The sequence below is a fragment of the Melioribacteraceae bacterium 4301-Me genome, from assembly GCA_041538185.1.
In the GTDB taxonomy this organism is placed as follows: Bacteria; Bacteroidota; Ignavibacteria; order Ignavibacteriales; family Melioribacteraceae; genus Pyranulibacter; species Pyranulibacter aquaticus.
In genome coordinates, this window is the sequence record JBGORM010000001.1 from 150775 (window position 1) to 167771 (window position 16997).

The following is a 16997-nucleotide window of genomic DNA, read 5'->3' on the forward strand; positions in this document are numbered from 1 at the left end:
ATTTCTTATGGAAACGGTAATAATAGATAACGAAATAATAAAACCTTCATTAGCGGATTTAATAAAAGCAAGCTTATACGTTGGCGCAACCGCTTACGGCGGGCTTGCAATGACAGCTCAACTGAAAAGAAAATTTGTTGAAGAAAAAAAGTGGATTAGCGAGAAAGATTTCTTAGACGCTTTGGGTTTTTCGCAAATTCTGCCAGGCGCCACATTCGTTACATTGATGGCTTACATGGGTTACAGAATAAACAAAATTATCGGCGCGTTGATTGTGCCGTTCTTTTTTATTCTACCAACTTTCTTTGCAATTGTAATGTTATCATACGGATATTTCCATTTCGCCGGCATACCATATGTTGTTAAAGTTTTTGCCGGACTCGGCGCTATGGTTGTCGCGCTTCTAATCAATGCGGTTTTTACTGTGGGGAAATCTGTCTTTCCCAAACTCACGTTTAAGTATTATAAAGGTTTTCTGATTGCCGCATTTGTGTTTGCATCTGCATTCTGGCTAAAGATTGGAATGATCTATTTAGTAATTGCAGCAGGCGTATTAGGTTTTTTATTCTATTATTTCACCGGAGAATTTGAAGGTGTTGAAGAACATAAACAGACTGCACTTAAGGTGAATAAATCTACTTCAACTTTATATGTTAGTTTAGTGAAGTATGGTTTATTAACAACAATTATAGTGGCTGCAATTTCGATTTTATTATTGTTTCCGCAGCTTGGCGAAATCTTTGTTTCTTTTTTCAAGATTGGGTTGTTTTCCTTTGGCGGCTACAGTTCATTGCCATTGATGCAGCACGAAACAATAGATATTCATCATTGGCTAACCTTAAAAGAATTTAGCGACGGAATAGCTATGGGACAAATAACGCCCGGTCCAATTTTGATCACTGCGGCGTTTATCGGTTTTAAGGTTGCCGGTATTATTGGCGCAACAATCACAACGGTTGCAATATTTTCACCATCAATCATACTTATAATTCTTTTATACGAACTGCACGGAAAAATTACAAAACTGCCCACGGTTAAAGTGTTTGTTAAAGGAATTCTTGCAGGATTTATCGGACTTCTTATTTACATAACAATCAGTTTGGGAGTAGTTTCATTAAATAACTGGCAGACGTGGTTGGTTTTTGTTTTATCGGCAATTGCACTTATAAAATTTAAGATAGATCCGTTATGGATAATACTTTCTACAATAGTTGTTTCATTAATTATTTTATGAATTTTTATGGAATCATTAAAATGAAAAAAGTTATTTATTTTTTAATAATAACTTTAATACTGGGCGGTTCAGCTTTTTCGCAGACAAAGCAATATAATTTGAATGAACTTGTTAATATTGCTTTCCAAAATAATCCGCAGTTAAAGGCGAATGAGAAAACTATCCAAGCAGGATTAAAGCAAATTGATTATTTGGATAAAGATTACCTTCCGCAAATCTTTTTTGATTTGAATATTTCACGCTGGGATTGGGTAATGCCCAATAAACAAAAATATCTTGGCAATTCATTAAACGATCTTTACGCTGCGTTTAGAGTGAATCAGCTAATTTATGATTGGAATAAAAATTCGCTTCAGAAAGAATATGCAGATAAGTCTACTGATGTGGATAGAAACTTTACGAGAAAATTACGTCAAGCGTTTTCTTATTCGATTACAAAAAGTTATTTGGAATTATTGAAGGCAAAGCGAACAGTCCAAATTCAGGAAGAAGCTATCAATCAATTAAAAGACCATCTTAAAAATGCTGAAGCCCTTTACAGCATTGGCAAAGTTTCTAACCTTGATGTAATTAAAGCACAAGTTCAAATTGAAGTTGCGCTCGATGAACTTGCAAAAGCAAAGAATCAACTTGAAGTACAAAAAAATAACATAAATGTAATCTGCGGTAATGTTCTTGGTGAATCCTTCGATGTTGTTGATAACATTGATGAATTGTGGAAAGAGTATTCGAGTAAAAGTTTCAGCATCGATGAACTTAATAATATTTTGATTGCAAAACATCCCGACCTTGAAAATATCCGAACCCAAAAAGAATTAAGAAGCAAAGAAGTTGAATTATTCAACAAAGAATATTATCCGAACTTTTATGCTTTTGGAATTACAAACGTTGAGGATAGTAAAATTCCAATGGACCATTTCAATTGGAATGTTGGTGTAACAGTTTCATACTCGCTCCCATTTTTTAAGGGGTCTAATTTTCAAGAAAAGATTGAGCAATCAAAAATCAGAATTGATGCGCTGCAGGAGAATGAGAAAGCAATTCTCCAACAGCTTGAAACAAACGTAAAAAATAATCTCGTTAAACTGGAGGATATTAAAAACAGATTAAGCGGCACACAAAAAATTGTAAAACTCGCTGAGGAAAGTTTAACTACTGCTAATTTGAAGTACAACATAGGTAAAGGCAGCAGTCTCGATGTGCTTGATGCTGAAACAGTTTTAACGACTGCAAAACTTAATTTGAATCAGATTGTAATAGATTATCTATCAACAATAGCAGAACTTAACTACAACATTGGAAGTGATGAAATACCTTTTAAATAGTTGTGTCATCCCGAAACAATCTCATAAAATTGAAGAGATTGCTTCGCTTGCAATGACAAAAAAGAATTGACATTGCGAGTGAGGAACGACCGAAGCAATCACATCAAGAAAACAGATTGCTTTACTCGAAAACTCGTTCGCAATGACGAATATGAGAAAGAAATTAAATAAAGGAATCATTTATGAAAAAAATATTAATATCAACCATATCTTTAATGATTTTGTTTATTGGCTGTTCCAAAGAAGAAAAAACTGAAAAGCCAAAACCCAAAGCCCCGCTTGTTAAAGTTGAGGAGTTAAAGTATACGCCAATTTCAAAATCAATTAAGCTTCCCGGTACTGTCGAAGCGAAAGTGATGACAACCGTTGTAGCTCCTTCTGATGGATTTATCGAACAGCTTAATGTTCAGGAAAATCAATTTGTAAAGAAAGAAAAAGTGCTGGCTGTGATTGCTTCTCAGGAACGTACTTCACTTGTTTCTCAAGCCAAAAATAAGATTGAAGAATTGAAAACAAAGCTTGAAAAAACTTCAACAAACAGCACTGAATATTCTCAATTGAATTCACAGCTTGAGCAGGCGAAAAAGGAATTAGAATATGCCGATAAATTATTTCTCGGTATTCCGGTAATCTCTCCTTTAAGCGGAACGGTTACACAAAAATTTATCGAAGCCGGAAGCGCAGTAACTGCAAAGCAAAATCTTTTTACAATTGTCGATTTTAATTCGCTGATTATTAAAACATCCGTATCGGAAGATTTGTTTTCTAAAATTAAAATTGGCAACAAGTTAAAAGTAAAATTCAATGCATTCCCCGAAAAGGATTTTTATGCAGTTGTAACATTAAAGTATCAGCAAATTGATCCCGTGACAAGAAATTTTCCCGTTGAACTAAAACTAATCAACAGCACAAAAGAAATCACGCCGGGAATGATGGCTGAACTTGAGCTTGTAACTGATAAAAATGATAAAGCGTTAACCGTTCCGAATGATGTTTTCATTGTTAATCAAAAAGGCGAAAAGTTAGTTTATGTTGTTAAAGATACCGTTGCGCATCAAAAAATTGTTTCTACCGGAATATCAAATGAAAAAATTACAGAAATTGTCTCCGGCTTAAATGAAGGAGAGAAAGTTGTTGTAATGGGACAGGAGCTTTTGAAAGATGGGATTAAAGTAATGGTTCAAAAACCAGCAGGTAAGATGAAAAAGGAAAACAAGTAGAAATGTTTTGTCGCATTAATATTGCACTCCTACGGAGTGCTGGTGTTTTGGGATTGAATATATCTATAAATATAACGCTCCTACGGAGCTTTCTTTGAAAACGAATTAAATAATTGCGATTGGTGTAATAGCAAATCAGTAAATTTAATTGCGAAGGAATCAAATAATTGCAGAAAATATTGATAGAGAAAAAGAGGTCAACAACCAAAAATAATTTCGAAGGAATTAAATAATTGTAGAGAAAAGCAATGAACGTAGCAAATGATTCCGTTAGGAATCAAATAATTGTAGTAGAAAAAAATGATTTAGAAAACCGAACTCCTTTAGGAGTTCAATAAAAAGGATTGATTAATAATTTTTATTCTTTTAACAAAAAGGTAAAAATATGGCAAACACATATACGCAATTGTATATCCATCTGGTATTTGCTGTAAAACATAGAGACAGGTTAATTCTTTCTACATTTAAAGATGAACTAATGAAATACATTACCGGAATTATTCAGAGCAAAGGGAATAAACTGCTTGCAATAAATACAATGCCAGATCATTGCCATATTTTTCTGGGGTTGAACCCAAAGAATGCAATCTCTGAATTGGTTAAGGATATCAAGTTAGCCTCAGGTGATTTTATAAACGATAAAAAATGGCTCAAAGGAAAATTCCATTGGCAAGAAGGATATGGCGCTTTTTCATATTCTCATTCACAGATTGATAATGTTATAAAATATATTCTCAATCAGGAAAAACATCATAAAAAGTTATCATTCAAAGAAGAATACAAAAAAATATTAACATCATTTAATGTTGAGTATCAGGATGCATTTTTGTTCGACTGGTTTGATGATATAAAATATTAAATGAAAACTAATAATTAAAATAATATTAAGTGACAATAAAATATGAGCTTAGAAGAAAAACAGAAGAAATCATCAGTTCCACAAGGTGGACTTTCTTATCACGCAATTAAAAGACCGGCAACAATTATCATTTTAATGATTGCGATTGTTGTGGTTGGAATTCTCGGATATACACAACTTGCAACCAATCTTTTGCCGGATATAACCTATCCTATGGTTAAGGTTTATGTAACCTGGCGAGGAGCTACACCAGAAGAAATTGAAGATAATATTGCAACGGTTATTGAACGCAAAGTTGCAACGGTCGATAACCTTGATTATATGGAGAGTCAATGCACGGAAGGTTTATATGCACTTCAGGTAAATTTCACGTACAATGCTGATCGTGATATTGCATATCAGGATGTCCTTTCAAAACTCGGGCAGGTACGAAAAAATTTGCCGAAAGATGCTGAAGAACCACTTGTCTTCAAAGCCGATCCTTCGCAATTGCCGGTAATGGATTTGCTTATCACTTCCGATCAAATGGATTTGACAAAACTAAGAACCTATGTTGAAAATGAACTTCAAGATCAATTCACTTCGATTGAAGGAACAGCGGGAACAGAAATTACAGGTGGACTTAAAAGAGAAATTCGTGTTCATATTGATCCGGTAAAATTGCAAGGATACGGATTATCTGTTGATAAAGTCGCACAAAGATTGAAAGATGAAAACCTTGAACTTCTTGGTGGAAGAGTAACATCTGCAAGAAGAGATTATATCGTTAGAACAGTTGGTGAGTTTTCTAATGTTGATGAAATTGGGAACTTGATAATTTCAAAAGGTAAGAATGAGGGGTTAGTTCTATTAAAAGATGTTGCAGATGTCAAAGATGCTTATGCAGTTCAGCGAATAAAAAATAAATTGAATCAGGTTGAAGGCGTTAAACTTTCTGTCTTTAAACAAACCGGAGCGAATACTGTTGAGGTATCAGACTTAATAGCGAAAAAACTTAAAGAGTTAAAAACAATCATTCCGCCTTCAATAAATCTTGATATTATTTATGACCAGGCAGATTATATTCGTGCTGCAGTTGCGGGAGTTCGAGATGCGGCTTTAATTGCGGCTTTGCTTGTTGTGATTGTAACAGCATTCTTTTTAACGGGCTGGAAAAGAGTTTTAATCGTTTCTCTCACACTTCCGGTAACTTTGCTTGGCACTTTCTTTTTTATGCAGCTACTGAATTTTTCAATCAACATTTTTACGCTTGGCGGCTTGGTTGTTGCAATCACAGTTCTGCTTGATAATTGTATTGTTGTTCTTGAAAACATAACCCGTATTCAGGAAGAAGAACCGGAAGAGCTTCATCCAGTGCAAAAAGGCGCAACGCAAGTAAGCGGTGCAGTGCTTACAGCAACTCTAACATTTATCGCTTTGTTCCTTCCATTCCTTTTAGTTCCGGGTTTGGTTTCCCTTTTATTTAGAGAGTTGATTATCACCGTTGCAATTACGATTACATTATCATTGATCGTTGCGTTAACATTAACGCCAACATTAACTTCACTTTTCTTTAAAGAAGGTAAACCGGTTCACATTAAAAAAGGAATTATTTCAAAACTTGCCGATGGAATTATAGCATTAATCATCAAACCATATAAACCAATTTTACGGTGGGTGTTAAAGTTCCGCTGGATTGTAATGCTTTTGACGCTTGGATTGTTTTTTGTCGGATTAATTTTCTTAAATAAAATCGGCTCTGAATTTCTCCCGAAAGCAGACGACGGTTTAATCACAATCAAACTAAAAATGCCAACCGGTTCTTCGATGGAAGAAACGCATAAAGTAATTTCTCAAGTAGAAAACTTTGTAAAACATCAGCCATACATTGAAAAATACTCATCACTTTCCGGCGGTAAAATTTGGGGACTTGTAACTTATGAAATTGCCAACGAAGGAGAAGTGAACATTCAACTTGTTAAACCATCAAAACGACCAATGACTACTGATGAATATGTTGAATGGCTTACTCCACTGGTACAACAAAATATAAAATTCCCAGGTTTGAAGATGAAAGTATTTCACACAAAGCTGAAAGGAATAAAACAGACCGGAGAGTTTGATATTGAAGTTGAAGTAATTGCCCCAAGAAGCGAACCAATTGGCAATATTTATGAAAATGCAACACGAGTTTCCGGATTGCTAAAACAAGTTGACGGGCTTACCGGCATTGATGTTTCAATAGATATTACAAAACCGGAATATCAAATATTTGTAGATAGAACAAAAGCAATTGATCAGGGATTAAGTGTAAATCAAGTTGCTAACACAATTAAATCGAGTATTGACGGAAACGTCCCTACGCAGTTTAAAGAGAAAGGTTATTACTATCCAATACGAATTGTAGTTGATGAAACAGATATTAAAAGCATAAGCGATGTTGAGAATCTTTCTGTTTATCCAAACAACGGAAGCAAGATAAGATTAAACACAATTGCAAAAGTTGAGCAGCGTTCGGGTCCACTTGAAATTGACAGAAAAGACCAGAACAGGGTTATTAAAGCAACAGCAAATGTTCAAGGAAGAACTGTAGGCGAAGCAACAGCAGATGTTCAAAAATTGTTGAGCACATTTACTTTACCGGCTGGTTATAAAATTAATTTTGGTGGGCAATCGCAAATGCTGAGAGAGAATTTCAACACGATGATTATCATTCTTCTGATCGCAATGTTTTTTGCATACGTAGTTTTGGTGATAAACTTTGAAGATTTTATTAAGCCATTCATAATTCTTATTCGTGTCCCGCTTTCACTGATTGGCGTTTCGTATGCTCTCTATTTAACTAATCAACCGATTGGCGTTACGGTTATGATTGGTTTTATCATTCTTGCGGGAATTGAAATCAATCAAGGCGTAATTCTGATAACGTTTATTGATCAATTGCGTGAACAAGGAATGAGTTTGATTGAGGCAATTCAAAAAGCGGCGGTTGTTCGACTGCGACCAATTTTGATGACGGATATTGTTGGCATTATCGGTTTGCTTCCGCTTGCTTTAAGCATTGGCGAAGGAACAGAATTATTAAAGCCAATGGCCATTGCTGTTATTGGTGGTTTAGTATTCGGATTATTACTTGTATTTCTCTTTTTGCCGTCGCTTTATTACATTTTTGAAAAGAGAAAAGAAAAAAAGGCCGTTGCTAAAAGCGTGGTGATTCGTGAATAGTCATTGCGAGTCGCGACTTGTCAGGACGAAGCAATTCAAAACAATTCAAGGGATTGCTTCACTTCGCTCGCAATGACTTTGACAGCAATGTCATTGCGAGGGAGGAACGACCGAAGCAATCTCTTATGTAGTAGTAGATTACTTCGCTGCGCTCGTAATGACAGGTTAAGAGTAATGAACAATAATAAACTATAATTATAATTTAATGGAGTAAAATAATGTTAGCTAAAAAATTCTTTTTTGTTCTATTCTTGTTCGCAATAAGCAGTTTTGTATTTGCACAAACTAAGTCATTTGATGAAGAAATTGCGCCGTGGCATAAAAAAGCCGTTATGACTTGTGGTATGCTTCGAAATATGGATAATTTTGATCAGAAAAAATTCATTAAGAATCTTGATGAGCTTGAAGCGGAATTAAAAGCAATATCCGAAAAATATTTAAATAATCCTCCGGCAGAATATGCAAAAGATCCACAATGGAAAACATATCTGGAAGATTTAATGGATAATACAAATGTTATTCGTGAGAGAATTGAAAAGAAGCAATATCGACTTGCACAAAAATATTGCCCGTTCTATTGTATGACATTCGGAAAGATGCACAGAAACAACGGCAGAACAGATTTGACGGATGTAATGTTTTCCTGGAGAGCAGAAATAAAAAATGCAATGGATATGTTTGTCACTGGAAATTATGAAGGCGCAAAAAATCATCTTGAAATGGTTGACAGAATGTATGGCAAATTAAAATCATATCAACAAAAAAAGAACGATGCAAAGTATAATGAGTTATTTGCACCTGTCGAGGAATCAGTAAAAGAGTGGAAAGACGGCGTTGAAAATAAAAATATCGAAAAAGCCAAAACAAACTTTGATAAGTTTATGAATGAGTTTGGTAAACCGTATATTTATACATTATAATTAAACTCAGTGATTCTCTGTGTATACTCCGTGGTTCTCTGTGTAATAAAAATTAGTTACACGGAGAGGCACGGAGGAATCACGGAGTTACACGGAGTAAAATGGAGGAAAAATTTATTATGGCAAAAGATTTATCAACACAGTTATGGCACGGAATAAAGAGAAAAGAGATTCCTTGGTATCCAACAATTAACGCCGAAAAATGTATCGGCTGTGAACTCTGCTATGTTAGCTGCGGACGTGAAGTATTTGAATATAACGAAACGACTCACAAAGCAACGGTTGAAAGAAATTACAATTGTATGGTTGGATGTTCGACTTGCTCGACTGTTTGTCCAACAGAAGCAATTACTTTTCCAGGTCGTGATTTAATATGGAAATTCGAGAAAGAGTATAAGATATTTAAAGAAGTAAGAAGAGAAGGGAAAGAAAAACGTGAGAAGAAAAAAATTCTGGAAGAAAGAACAAAGGCTGAAGCTGCACTGGCAAAATTAACAACAAGAATTAAATTTGAATTAGCCGGACAATTTGGAGAAAAAGGATTGCCGAAAATTCTGAGAGAGATGATTGCCGCTCGTCCGTTTGATGTTGTAAACTTCCAGATGCAGGTGCCAACTATGAAAGGTGCAGATGAAGGGGCTCCTTGTTATTCTTCATTTGAAATTGTTTCTACTGAACAGAAAGATATATCAGAATTTGCAAGTGAAGTAAGAAATTTGATTAAAGAAAAAGGAATTGTGTTAGTAAGTGAAACTAAATTGTAATATAATTCGGTGGTTCTCTGTGTCTACTCCTTGTTTCTCCGTTTAATAAAGAAAAGGTACACAGAGAGCCACAGAGAAATCACGGAGTTAAACGGAGAAATATTAACAAGTGTTTTGAGACTGCTTCATTTCACTTGCCATAACAAAACATTAGATATAGACGAAGTCGATGAAGCAATCTCAAAATTAAAAGATTATTTTCCATCATTCGTAATGACTGTAACTAAATAGATTAAAAACAAAAAGGATAAAAAATGAACTGGTTAAAAAATCTTGATGAAGCAAAAGAAGAATCATTAAAATCTCACAAATTGATTCTTCTTCAATTTGAAATGGACGGCTGTGGTGGATGCAAAAAACTTGAAGCCACAACTTATAAAGACAAGAAGGTAATTGAAGAAATTAATGAATGGTTTGTGCTGTTAAAACAAGATTTAATCAAAGATAGAGAAGTTAGAAAAATGCTCGGAGCTTATTGGACTCCCGCTTTTTATTTTCTTGATCAAAATGGAAATTCATACTTTCATTTTAACGGTTATTTGCCGGCTGACGAATTCAGAGCAATGATACGATTAGGAATTGCAGAAACAATAATGCCTCGCGGCAGATATGATGATATAATTAAAATTATTGATAAAAATATTGACGATTTAGTTAATACATCTTTTTATCCAAAACTTTTAGTTGTCAGAGAAACAGCTCGTTATATCAAAATAAAAGATAATTCACAGTTAAGAAAAACCTTAAAAGAAATACAGAAAACGCATCCTCAATCAACAGAAGCAAAAATGTATTTCTGGGATGAATAAGAAAAATAATCTCTGTGGTTCTCTGTGTTTTCTCTGATGTTCTCTGTGTAACTTAAGAATATTACACAGAGAGCCACAGAGACAATCGGAGAACAACTGAGAAAAACCAATTAGAGGAACAATGAAAGTACAACTTGAATTTCAATATTTTGAAGGATGTCCAAATTACTTAAAAATGCAAAACAATCTTTATGAAGCTATTAAGGGTTTGGCAGATAAAATTGATTAAAAAAGTTCTGGTGGAAGATGAAGTAAGCAGCAAAGCAATTAGGATTTCGTTGTTAACCAACTTTATTAATACACTGTGAGGATGTTGAAGGGGTTCCGGCATCAAAAGAATCAATGCTTTCTTGCAGATTTTATCCAAATGGAATTTCAACATTAGAAATAATGAGAGAAATGATTATTCAAAAATAAAATAAGGAGGAGAACGAATAATATGATATTAGTCAAAATTCTGGGTCCCGGCTGTTCAAAATGCCGCTCGCTTGAGAAAAAAGTAAGAGAACTAATTGAAAAGAATAACATTCCTGCGGAAGTTTTAAAAGTGGAAGATATTAACGAAATGATGAGTTATGGAATAATGATGACACCGGGATTGGTTATCAACGAACAGGTGAAAAGTTATGGTATAATTCCTAAAGATGAACAAATTCTTAAATGGTTAAAAGAGGGAGAATAAAATGAAAAAAATAATTTCAAAATCCTCACTCTTAGCTTTTTTACTGCTGATATTATCCACAACACTATTATCACAGAGTAAAGAAGTAAAACCAAAAGTAACATTTATTGAATTGGGTTCAGTTAATTGTATACCATGTAAAATGATGCAGCCTGTTATGAAAAATATAGAGAAAAAATATGGTGAACAAATAAGAGTTATTTTTTATGATGTATGGACTAAAGAACAAAGACCATATGCCGAGAAGTATGGAATCAAACTAATTCCAACACAAGTATTTTTAGATGAGAATGGAAAAGAGTTTCACCGTCACGAAGGATTTTATCCGGAAGCAGAAATAGATAAGGTGCTGCAATCAAAAGGATTAAAACCAAAAAAATGGTAAATGTCATTCTCGTGTAAATCTACCTGTCGGCAGACAGGCGGGAATCCAGAAGCAAGGAATAAAATATGAGAAACAATAAAATGGATACCCGCTTTCGCGGGTATGACAGAAAAGACTAAATGTCATACCCGTGTAAATCTACCTGTCGGCAGACAGGCGGGAATCCAAAAAAGAGCGGAAAAATGGATTTTCGATTTCATAGGTATAAAAAAAGGAAATGAAAACAAATGCTAGATAATATTTTTACTACACTTTACGAAGCAATGAATGGTGCTGTTTGGATTGCCGTTCTTGCTTCTTTTTCATGGGGAGTTTTATCTATACTTCTTTCACCGTGTCATCTTTCCAGCATTCCACTTATTGTGGGATATATTACATCTCAGGGAAAAATTTCTGTTAAACGTACCTTTTACATCTCACTTGTTTTTGCTTTGGGAATTTTAATAACAATTGCTTTAATAGGAATTATTACTGCTTCATTAGGGAGACTAATGGGCGATGTTGGCACAATCGGAAATTATATTGTTGCAGGAATCTTCTTTTTAGTTGGATTTTACTTACTCGACATAATCAAAATTGATTGGAATAGTGTGGGACTAAGACAAACGAAAGCAAAAGGATTACTGGCTGCTTTAATATTGGGTTTGATTTTTGGAATCGCACTTGGTCCCTGTACTTTTGCATATATGGCTCCGGTGCTTGGTATCGTTTTTAATTTAGCACAATCAAATTTCTTAATCGCCGTAGTTTTATTACTTGCATTTGGTGCAGGTCATTGCTCGGTTATAGTTGGAGCAGGTACACTTATTGGAAAGGTACAAAAATACCTAATCTGGAGTGGGGGATCCAAGGTAATCCCGGTAATTAGAAAGACATGTGGATTATTAGTTATATTTGCTGGAATTTATTTGATGATGTAATTTTTTGGGAGGATACATCTACTTAATTCTTAGCTGTATCAAAAGTACTTGATTGTTAAAATAAATTATATATTTTTGTAAGTAATCATTTACTTATATACTGGATTTAATTATGACTGTTAAAAGATTAGATAGTGAGACAAGGCAAATACAAATTAAAAAGGCGGTGTTGGATATAATTTCTACCGAAGGTATTGGTAAGCTTTCAACACGTAATTTAGCCTTAAGAATTGGAGTTACTGAAGGAGCTCTTTTCAGACATTTTTCTTCCAAAAAGGCGATTATGCTTTCGATACTTGAAGATGTAAAGAACGGATTAGTAAAAGAACAAGAAAGAATTACAAATTCGAAAGAATATAAAGCAGACGAAAAGTTATATAATTTTTTGTGTACACATGTGAACTATTTAATTGCCAACAAAGGGATAACAATACTTTTATTTTCCGAAGCTGTACACATGAATGACCCGCAGTTAAAGAAACATTTACGTGAAATTCTTAGCATACAAAAAGAATTTGTGAGCAGAATTATAAAACAAGGTATTGAGGAAGGAATCTGGAATGAAGAAATAGATACTGAAGATGCTGCAATTCTTTATATGGGGATACCTATTTCTTTAAACATTGAGTTAACTCTTAATCCAAAATTTTTTAAGAAAGAAAAATTCTGTTCTTCAATGGTTTCAATGATAAAGAAAACACTAAGAAAGAAATAAAATTTTTATAACATAATGTTAGTAAGTGCTTACTTAATAAATTAAAGAGGTGAACTATGACACAATCTAAATTCAACATACCAGACTGGGCATTTGAATTTCACGGGCATCGTTGCCCTTTTATGCCAATAGGTTTTAGAATAGGAACCTTGGCTATGGAAAAGTTAGGTGTAGGGAAATCTCACAACCACGAAATGCACGTATTTTCAGAAATGGGTGTTGGTCACCCTCAAGGTTGTATGCAAGATGGAATTATGTCTGCTACCGGTGCTACATTCGGCAAAGGAATGATTGAAAGATTAAACTATGGAAAAGTTGCAGCAATCTTTTGGTATCCGGGTAAAAAAGATGCTGTAAGAATTGCACTTAAAAATGAATTTCAGGACAAGCTTGCACCACACGAATTCTTTAAATACCGCAAACAAGGAATAGAACCATCGGAAATTCCAGAGGATGTAAGAAACGACATTATCAACATAGTTCTCAATGCAACAAATGAAGAACTCTTTACAGTAACAATCTTGAAAGATTTCAAATATACACCTGTTAAAGGTTCATTCAACAAAGCTAAATGCGAGGCATGCGGTGAGTATGTTTTTGAAAGATACCTACGTGTAAAAGATGGAAAGAAAGTTTGTATTTCTTGTTCCGAAAGAAAAGATGAAGAAACAATTATTCATTTACCGAATTTCAGATAATGTTATAATGTCATTCCCGCGAAAGCGGGAATCTAAATACTTGCTTACTAGAATATGAACACAAATAATGGGAAATAAAATATGTTATATACAATTGTAGCAATAATAATATTTGCAGCTTCTTTCCTGTTTGCAATGCTGGGGCTGGGTGGTGGAATGATTTATGTCCCAGTCCTCAAATGGGCTGGCTTTTCGGTTAAAGAAGTTGCAATACCATTAGGACTTTTATTGAACGGATTAAATACATTACTGGCTTTAATACCATACGCCCGTAAAAAGTTAGTCGATTGGAAGGGCGGATTGGCAATGGCTCTGGCAGCCCTTATTTTTGCACCAATTGGAGCTTATACCGCAAAGTATGTTCCAGTAAATACATTATTAATACTTTTTGCAATTGCAGTTTTAGGCGCTGCAGTTAGAATGGTGTTTTTCGCAAAGAATCCCGAACCGGAAGAAATGATGAATATAAAGAAACGTTCGATTATAGGTGGTGGAGTTGGTGCCTTTGCGGGATTTGCCGGCGGCCTGCTCGGCATTGGCGGCGGGTTTATCATTGCTCCGATTTTAATGTGGATGGGTTATAAAACAAAAGAAGCTGCAGCTACTACCGCTTTTGTCGTTACTTTTTCTTCTTTCTCCGGTTATCTCGGTCATATGGCCGAAGGACATTTCAATTGGACTTTAACTATTGTAGTGGTGATTGCAGTTATAATTGGTTCGCAGCTTGGCGGAAGTTTTATGAGCGGAAAAGCAAAACCTAAATGGGTTAAAAGTTTATATGCTGCTGTACTTTTTGCTATTGCAATTAAACTCTTTATAGGGGCATTATAAGAATGAAGAATTACTTAGTAAAAATAATTATTGGCTTTTTGTTATTAACATTTCAAACTGCCTTTGCCCAGCAAAAAATAAATTGGAACGGTTATCTGCAATATCGCTTTTCAGATAATTACTTAAATCAAACTAATTTCTCGGTAAGAAGAGCAAAGTTTTGGATTAATGGATTATTGCCATCTAATGAAGGGAACTGGGGTTATAAACTTCAAGCTATTTTTCATCAGCAGGTTAAATTTCAATTCTTGCTTCAAGATGTGCTAATAAATTATAAAACAAATAGTTTTGAAGTAACCGCAGGGCAGTTTGTCCCGGATTTCAGTCTGCAGAGAAAACAGCCCGATTATGTAATTCCGCTTGATGAAAGAGCAAATGTGGTGAATGCTCTTGTCCCTGGTGCCGAAACAATGGCACGTGATATTGGCATAGAGCTAAAAGTTGCAGACGATAAAATTGGTTCTGTTAGTTTTGGATTTTTCAACGGCAACGGCGCCAACACAGTTTCTAACAAAAGGAATTTTCTATATGTTAATCGTGGTAGTATTTTTCTCCTAAACAATTCTGATTCTAAATTAGAATTAGGATACAATTTATCTTACCGTGATGCGCATGATTTACAGTTCAGTAAAATCTTTGGAAATAATTTTTCTTTTACCGGCAATGACTTCCGATTCGGTTTTGAAGGGAAATTGAACCTCGGCAACTTTGAACTGCAATCCGAATATATAGAAGCACATATTGGCAATCAAAAAGCTTATGGATACTATGCTCTGGCTGATTATCTGTTCGCATCAAAAAATTTAATCACGCTTTCAGTTGAACAACTAAAAGATTTCAATCCGACAACGGTTGATGACCCCTGGTATGTAATTGCTTATTCATATTTAATAAAAGGGAACGACATTAAACTTTCTTTGAACAATAAATTTCAGTTTACTACGGATAGAACAAATTCTTTAACAACTTTACAAATACAGTATTTCTTTAACTAAAACAGGAGTAATAAAATGGCAAATATTAATCCACAAGAATGGTTAGAGTTCGGACAAAAATTTCACGGACACAAATGCCCTGCAATGCCAATGGGCTTAAGAGTAGGCGCAGCAGCAATGAACAAACTCGGTGTTGATCGTGCTAAAGATGGACAAATACTTGCGTTCGTTGATCTCGGTGAAGATCATTGTGCTACCTGCTATGCAGATGGCTTGCAGGTAATAATGGGAACAACATTTGGAAAAGGCAATATCAAAAAAACACACAAAGGCAAATGGGCTGTTACAGTTGTTGATAAAGCAACAGGGAAAGCTGTTCGTGTTACACCGAAAGCAGAAGCGATGCTTGCAAATAAACAAACCGACTTTTTCAAAGAGTACAGAGAAAAAGGAATACCTGCAAGCCAGGTACCTGATGAAGTTGTAGAACCTTTAGTAAAAAAAGTTATGTCTGCACCGGATGAAATGTTAATAAACATTTCTAAAGTCTTTGATTACAAACTTGAACCAAAGAAAGACAGCTTTAATGGTTTCGTTTGTGAAGAATGTGGTGAGATGACAGTTGAAGAATACGGAAGAATAAAAGACGGTAAGCACGTTTGTATTGACTGTGCGGCTAAATAAAAAAGTTCTTTAATAAATTAAAAAACAAACGGAGCGGCACCTTGCCGCTCCACAATATAAGCAACGTATAAATTATGCGTAAAAAGGGTTTGCGCGAACAAATCCCACATAATTTATACTCCAAAATAAATAAACACAAGGAGTAAAAAAAATGAAAAAGTTACTGTTCACCCTGTTCAGCTTAGTAATGCTCGTAAGCATTTCTAATGCTCAATCACTAAAAAGCTCAAACATTTTGAGCGTGGGAACACAATTAAATTTCCCAATGAGTGATCTTTCTGATGTTGCCAGCACTGGCTGGGGAGTTACTGGTCAATATGAATTCCATTTAGGTGGAAACTGGAATGGTACTTTGACAAGTGGTTATTTAAGCTTTGCTGAAAATAACGGCTTTACATATACCGCAGTTCCATTGGTAGTTGGTACAAAACTTTACTTTGTTGGTGGCTGGTATGGAATGGTTGAGACAGGTGTACACTTTTATAGTTGGGATGGTCCAGCTAATACCTCAGATTCAAAAACTGAATGGGGATTTAGTGTAGGTACAGGTTATGCAATCCCATTAAGTGAAAATATTGGTTTAGATCTTTCGACAAAGTATCAATACAATGTTGATAATCTAAGTTACTGGAACACTTATGTGAGCATTATGTTCGGGTTATAATTGATACTAATTCAATAATCGGAGCGGCAAAGAGCCGCTCCTTTTTAGATAAGTATTTAGAGATGAAGATGAAAAATTTTTACAAGATATTAATAACAAGGCAATGCAAAATCAGTGAATGAACTTTATAAAAAATTCTCAAATGATT

General features: G+C 34.6%; 17 protein-coding genes. All 17 read left to right on the forward strand.

Annotated elements, in window-relative coordinates:
• The first annotated feature begins 7 nt into the window (after window positions 1-7).
• A complete protein-coding gene (gene chrA / locus ABRY23_00815) occupies window positions 8-1234 on the forward strand; it encodes a chromate efflux transporter (protein MFA3781586.1) in 1227 nt (408 codons plus the stop codon).
• Between the two features lie 20 nt (window positions 1235-1254).
• Window positions 1255-2559, forward strand: coding sequence for a TolC family protein (locus ABRY23_00820; protein ID MFA3781587.1), 1305 nt, complete (start codon window positions 1255-1257; stop codon window positions 2557-2559).
• 182 nt (window positions 2560-2741) lie between these two features.
• Entirely contained in the window at window positions 2742-3779 is a 1038-nt protein-coding gene (locus ABRY23_00825; protein ID MFA3781588.1) for an efflux RND transporter periplasmic adaptor subunit, read from the forward strand.
• A 385-nt stretch (window positions 3780-4164) separates the two neighbouring features.
• Complete coding sequence (gene tnpA / locus ABRY23_00830; protein MFA3781589.1) at window positions 4165-4638, forward strand: IS200/IS605 family transposase; 474 nt, start codon at window positions 4165-4167, stop codon at window positions 4636-4638.
• Window positions 4639-4680: 42 nt separating this feature from the next.
• Window positions 4681-7842, forward strand: a complete 3162-nt coding sequence (locus ABRY23_00835; GenBank protein ID MFA3781590.1) for an efflux RND transporter permease subunit — start codon at window positions 4681-4683, stop codon at window positions 7840-7842.
• A 218-nt stretch (window positions 7843-8060) separates the two neighbouring features.
• Window positions 8061-8762 carry a hypothetical protein gene (locus ABRY23_00840; GenBank protein ID MFA3781591.1) on the forward strand — a complete coding sequence of 234 codons (702 nt, stop codon included), beginning with the start codon at window positions 8061-8063 and terminating at the stop codon, window positions 8760-8762.
• Window positions 8763-8881: 119 nt separating this feature from the next.
• Complete coding sequence (locus ABRY23_00845; protein MFA3781592.1) at window positions 8882-9526, forward strand: ferredoxin family protein; 645 nt, start codon at window positions 8882-8884, stop codon at window positions 9524-9526.
• Between the two features lie 254 nt (window positions 9527-9780).
• Entirely contained in the window at window positions 9781-10335 is a 555-nt protein-coding gene (locus tag ABRY23_00850) for a thioredoxin family protein (protein MFA3781593.1), read from the forward strand.
• 439 nt (window positions 10336-10774) lie between these two features.
• Window positions 10775-11017: a thioredoxin family protein gene (locus ABRY23_00855; GenBank protein MFA3781594.1), complete on the forward strand. Its 243-nt coding sequence runs from the start codon at window positions 10775-10777 to the stop codon at window positions 11015-11017.
• A 1-nt stretch (window position 11018) separates the two neighbouring features.
• Complete coding sequence (locus ABRY23_00860) at window positions 11019-11402, forward strand: thioredoxin family protein (protein ID MFA3781595.1); 384 nt, start codon at window positions 11019-11021, stop codon at window positions 11400-11402.
• A 227-nt stretch (window positions 11403-11629) separates the two neighbouring features.
• A complete protein-coding gene (locus ABRY23_00865) occupies window positions 11630-12322 on the forward strand; it encodes a cytochrome c biogenesis CcdA family protein (GenBank protein ID MFA3781596.1) in 693 nt (230 codons plus the stop codon).
• A 112-nt stretch (window positions 12323-12434) separates the two neighbouring features.
• Window positions 12435-13037 (forward strand): TetR/AcrR family transcriptional regulator, encoded by a 603-nt coding sequence (locus ABRY23_00870; GenBank protein MFA3781597.1) that lies wholly within the window; start codon window positions 12435-12437, stop codon window positions 13035-13037.
• A 56-nt stretch (window positions 13038-13093) separates the two neighbouring features.
• On the forward strand, window positions 13094-13735 hold the full coding sequence (locus ABRY23_00875) for an FmdE family protein (GenBank protein MFA3781598.1): 642 nt from the start codon (window positions 13094-13096) through the stop codon (window positions 13733-13735).
• 81 nt (window positions 13736-13816) lie between these two features.
• Window positions 13817-14566 (forward strand): sulfite exporter TauE/SafE family protein, encoded by a 750-nt coding sequence (locus tag ABRY23_00880; protein MFA3781599.1) that lies wholly within the window; start codon window positions 13817-13819, stop codon window positions 14564-14566.
• A gap of 2 nt (window positions 14567-14568) precedes the next feature.
• The gene (locus ABRY23_00885) at window positions 14569-15561 is read left to right on the forward strand and encodes a porin (GenBank protein ID MFA3781600.1); all 993 of its coding nucleotides are present in this window, start codon (window positions 14569-14571) and stop codon (window positions 15559-15561) included.
• 15 nt (window positions 15562-15576) lie between these two features.
• Entirely contained in the window at window positions 15577-16185 is a 609-nt protein-coding gene (locus tag ABRY23_00890; protein ID MFA3781601.1) for an FmdE family protein, read from the forward strand.
• 151 nt (window positions 16186-16336) lie between these two features.
• A complete protein-coding gene (locus tag ABRY23_00895) occupies window positions 16337-16849 on the forward strand; it encodes an outer membrane beta-barrel protein (protein ID MFA3781602.1) in 513 nt (170 codons plus the stop codon).
• The last annotated feature ends 148 nt before the right edge of the window (window positions 16850-16997 follow it).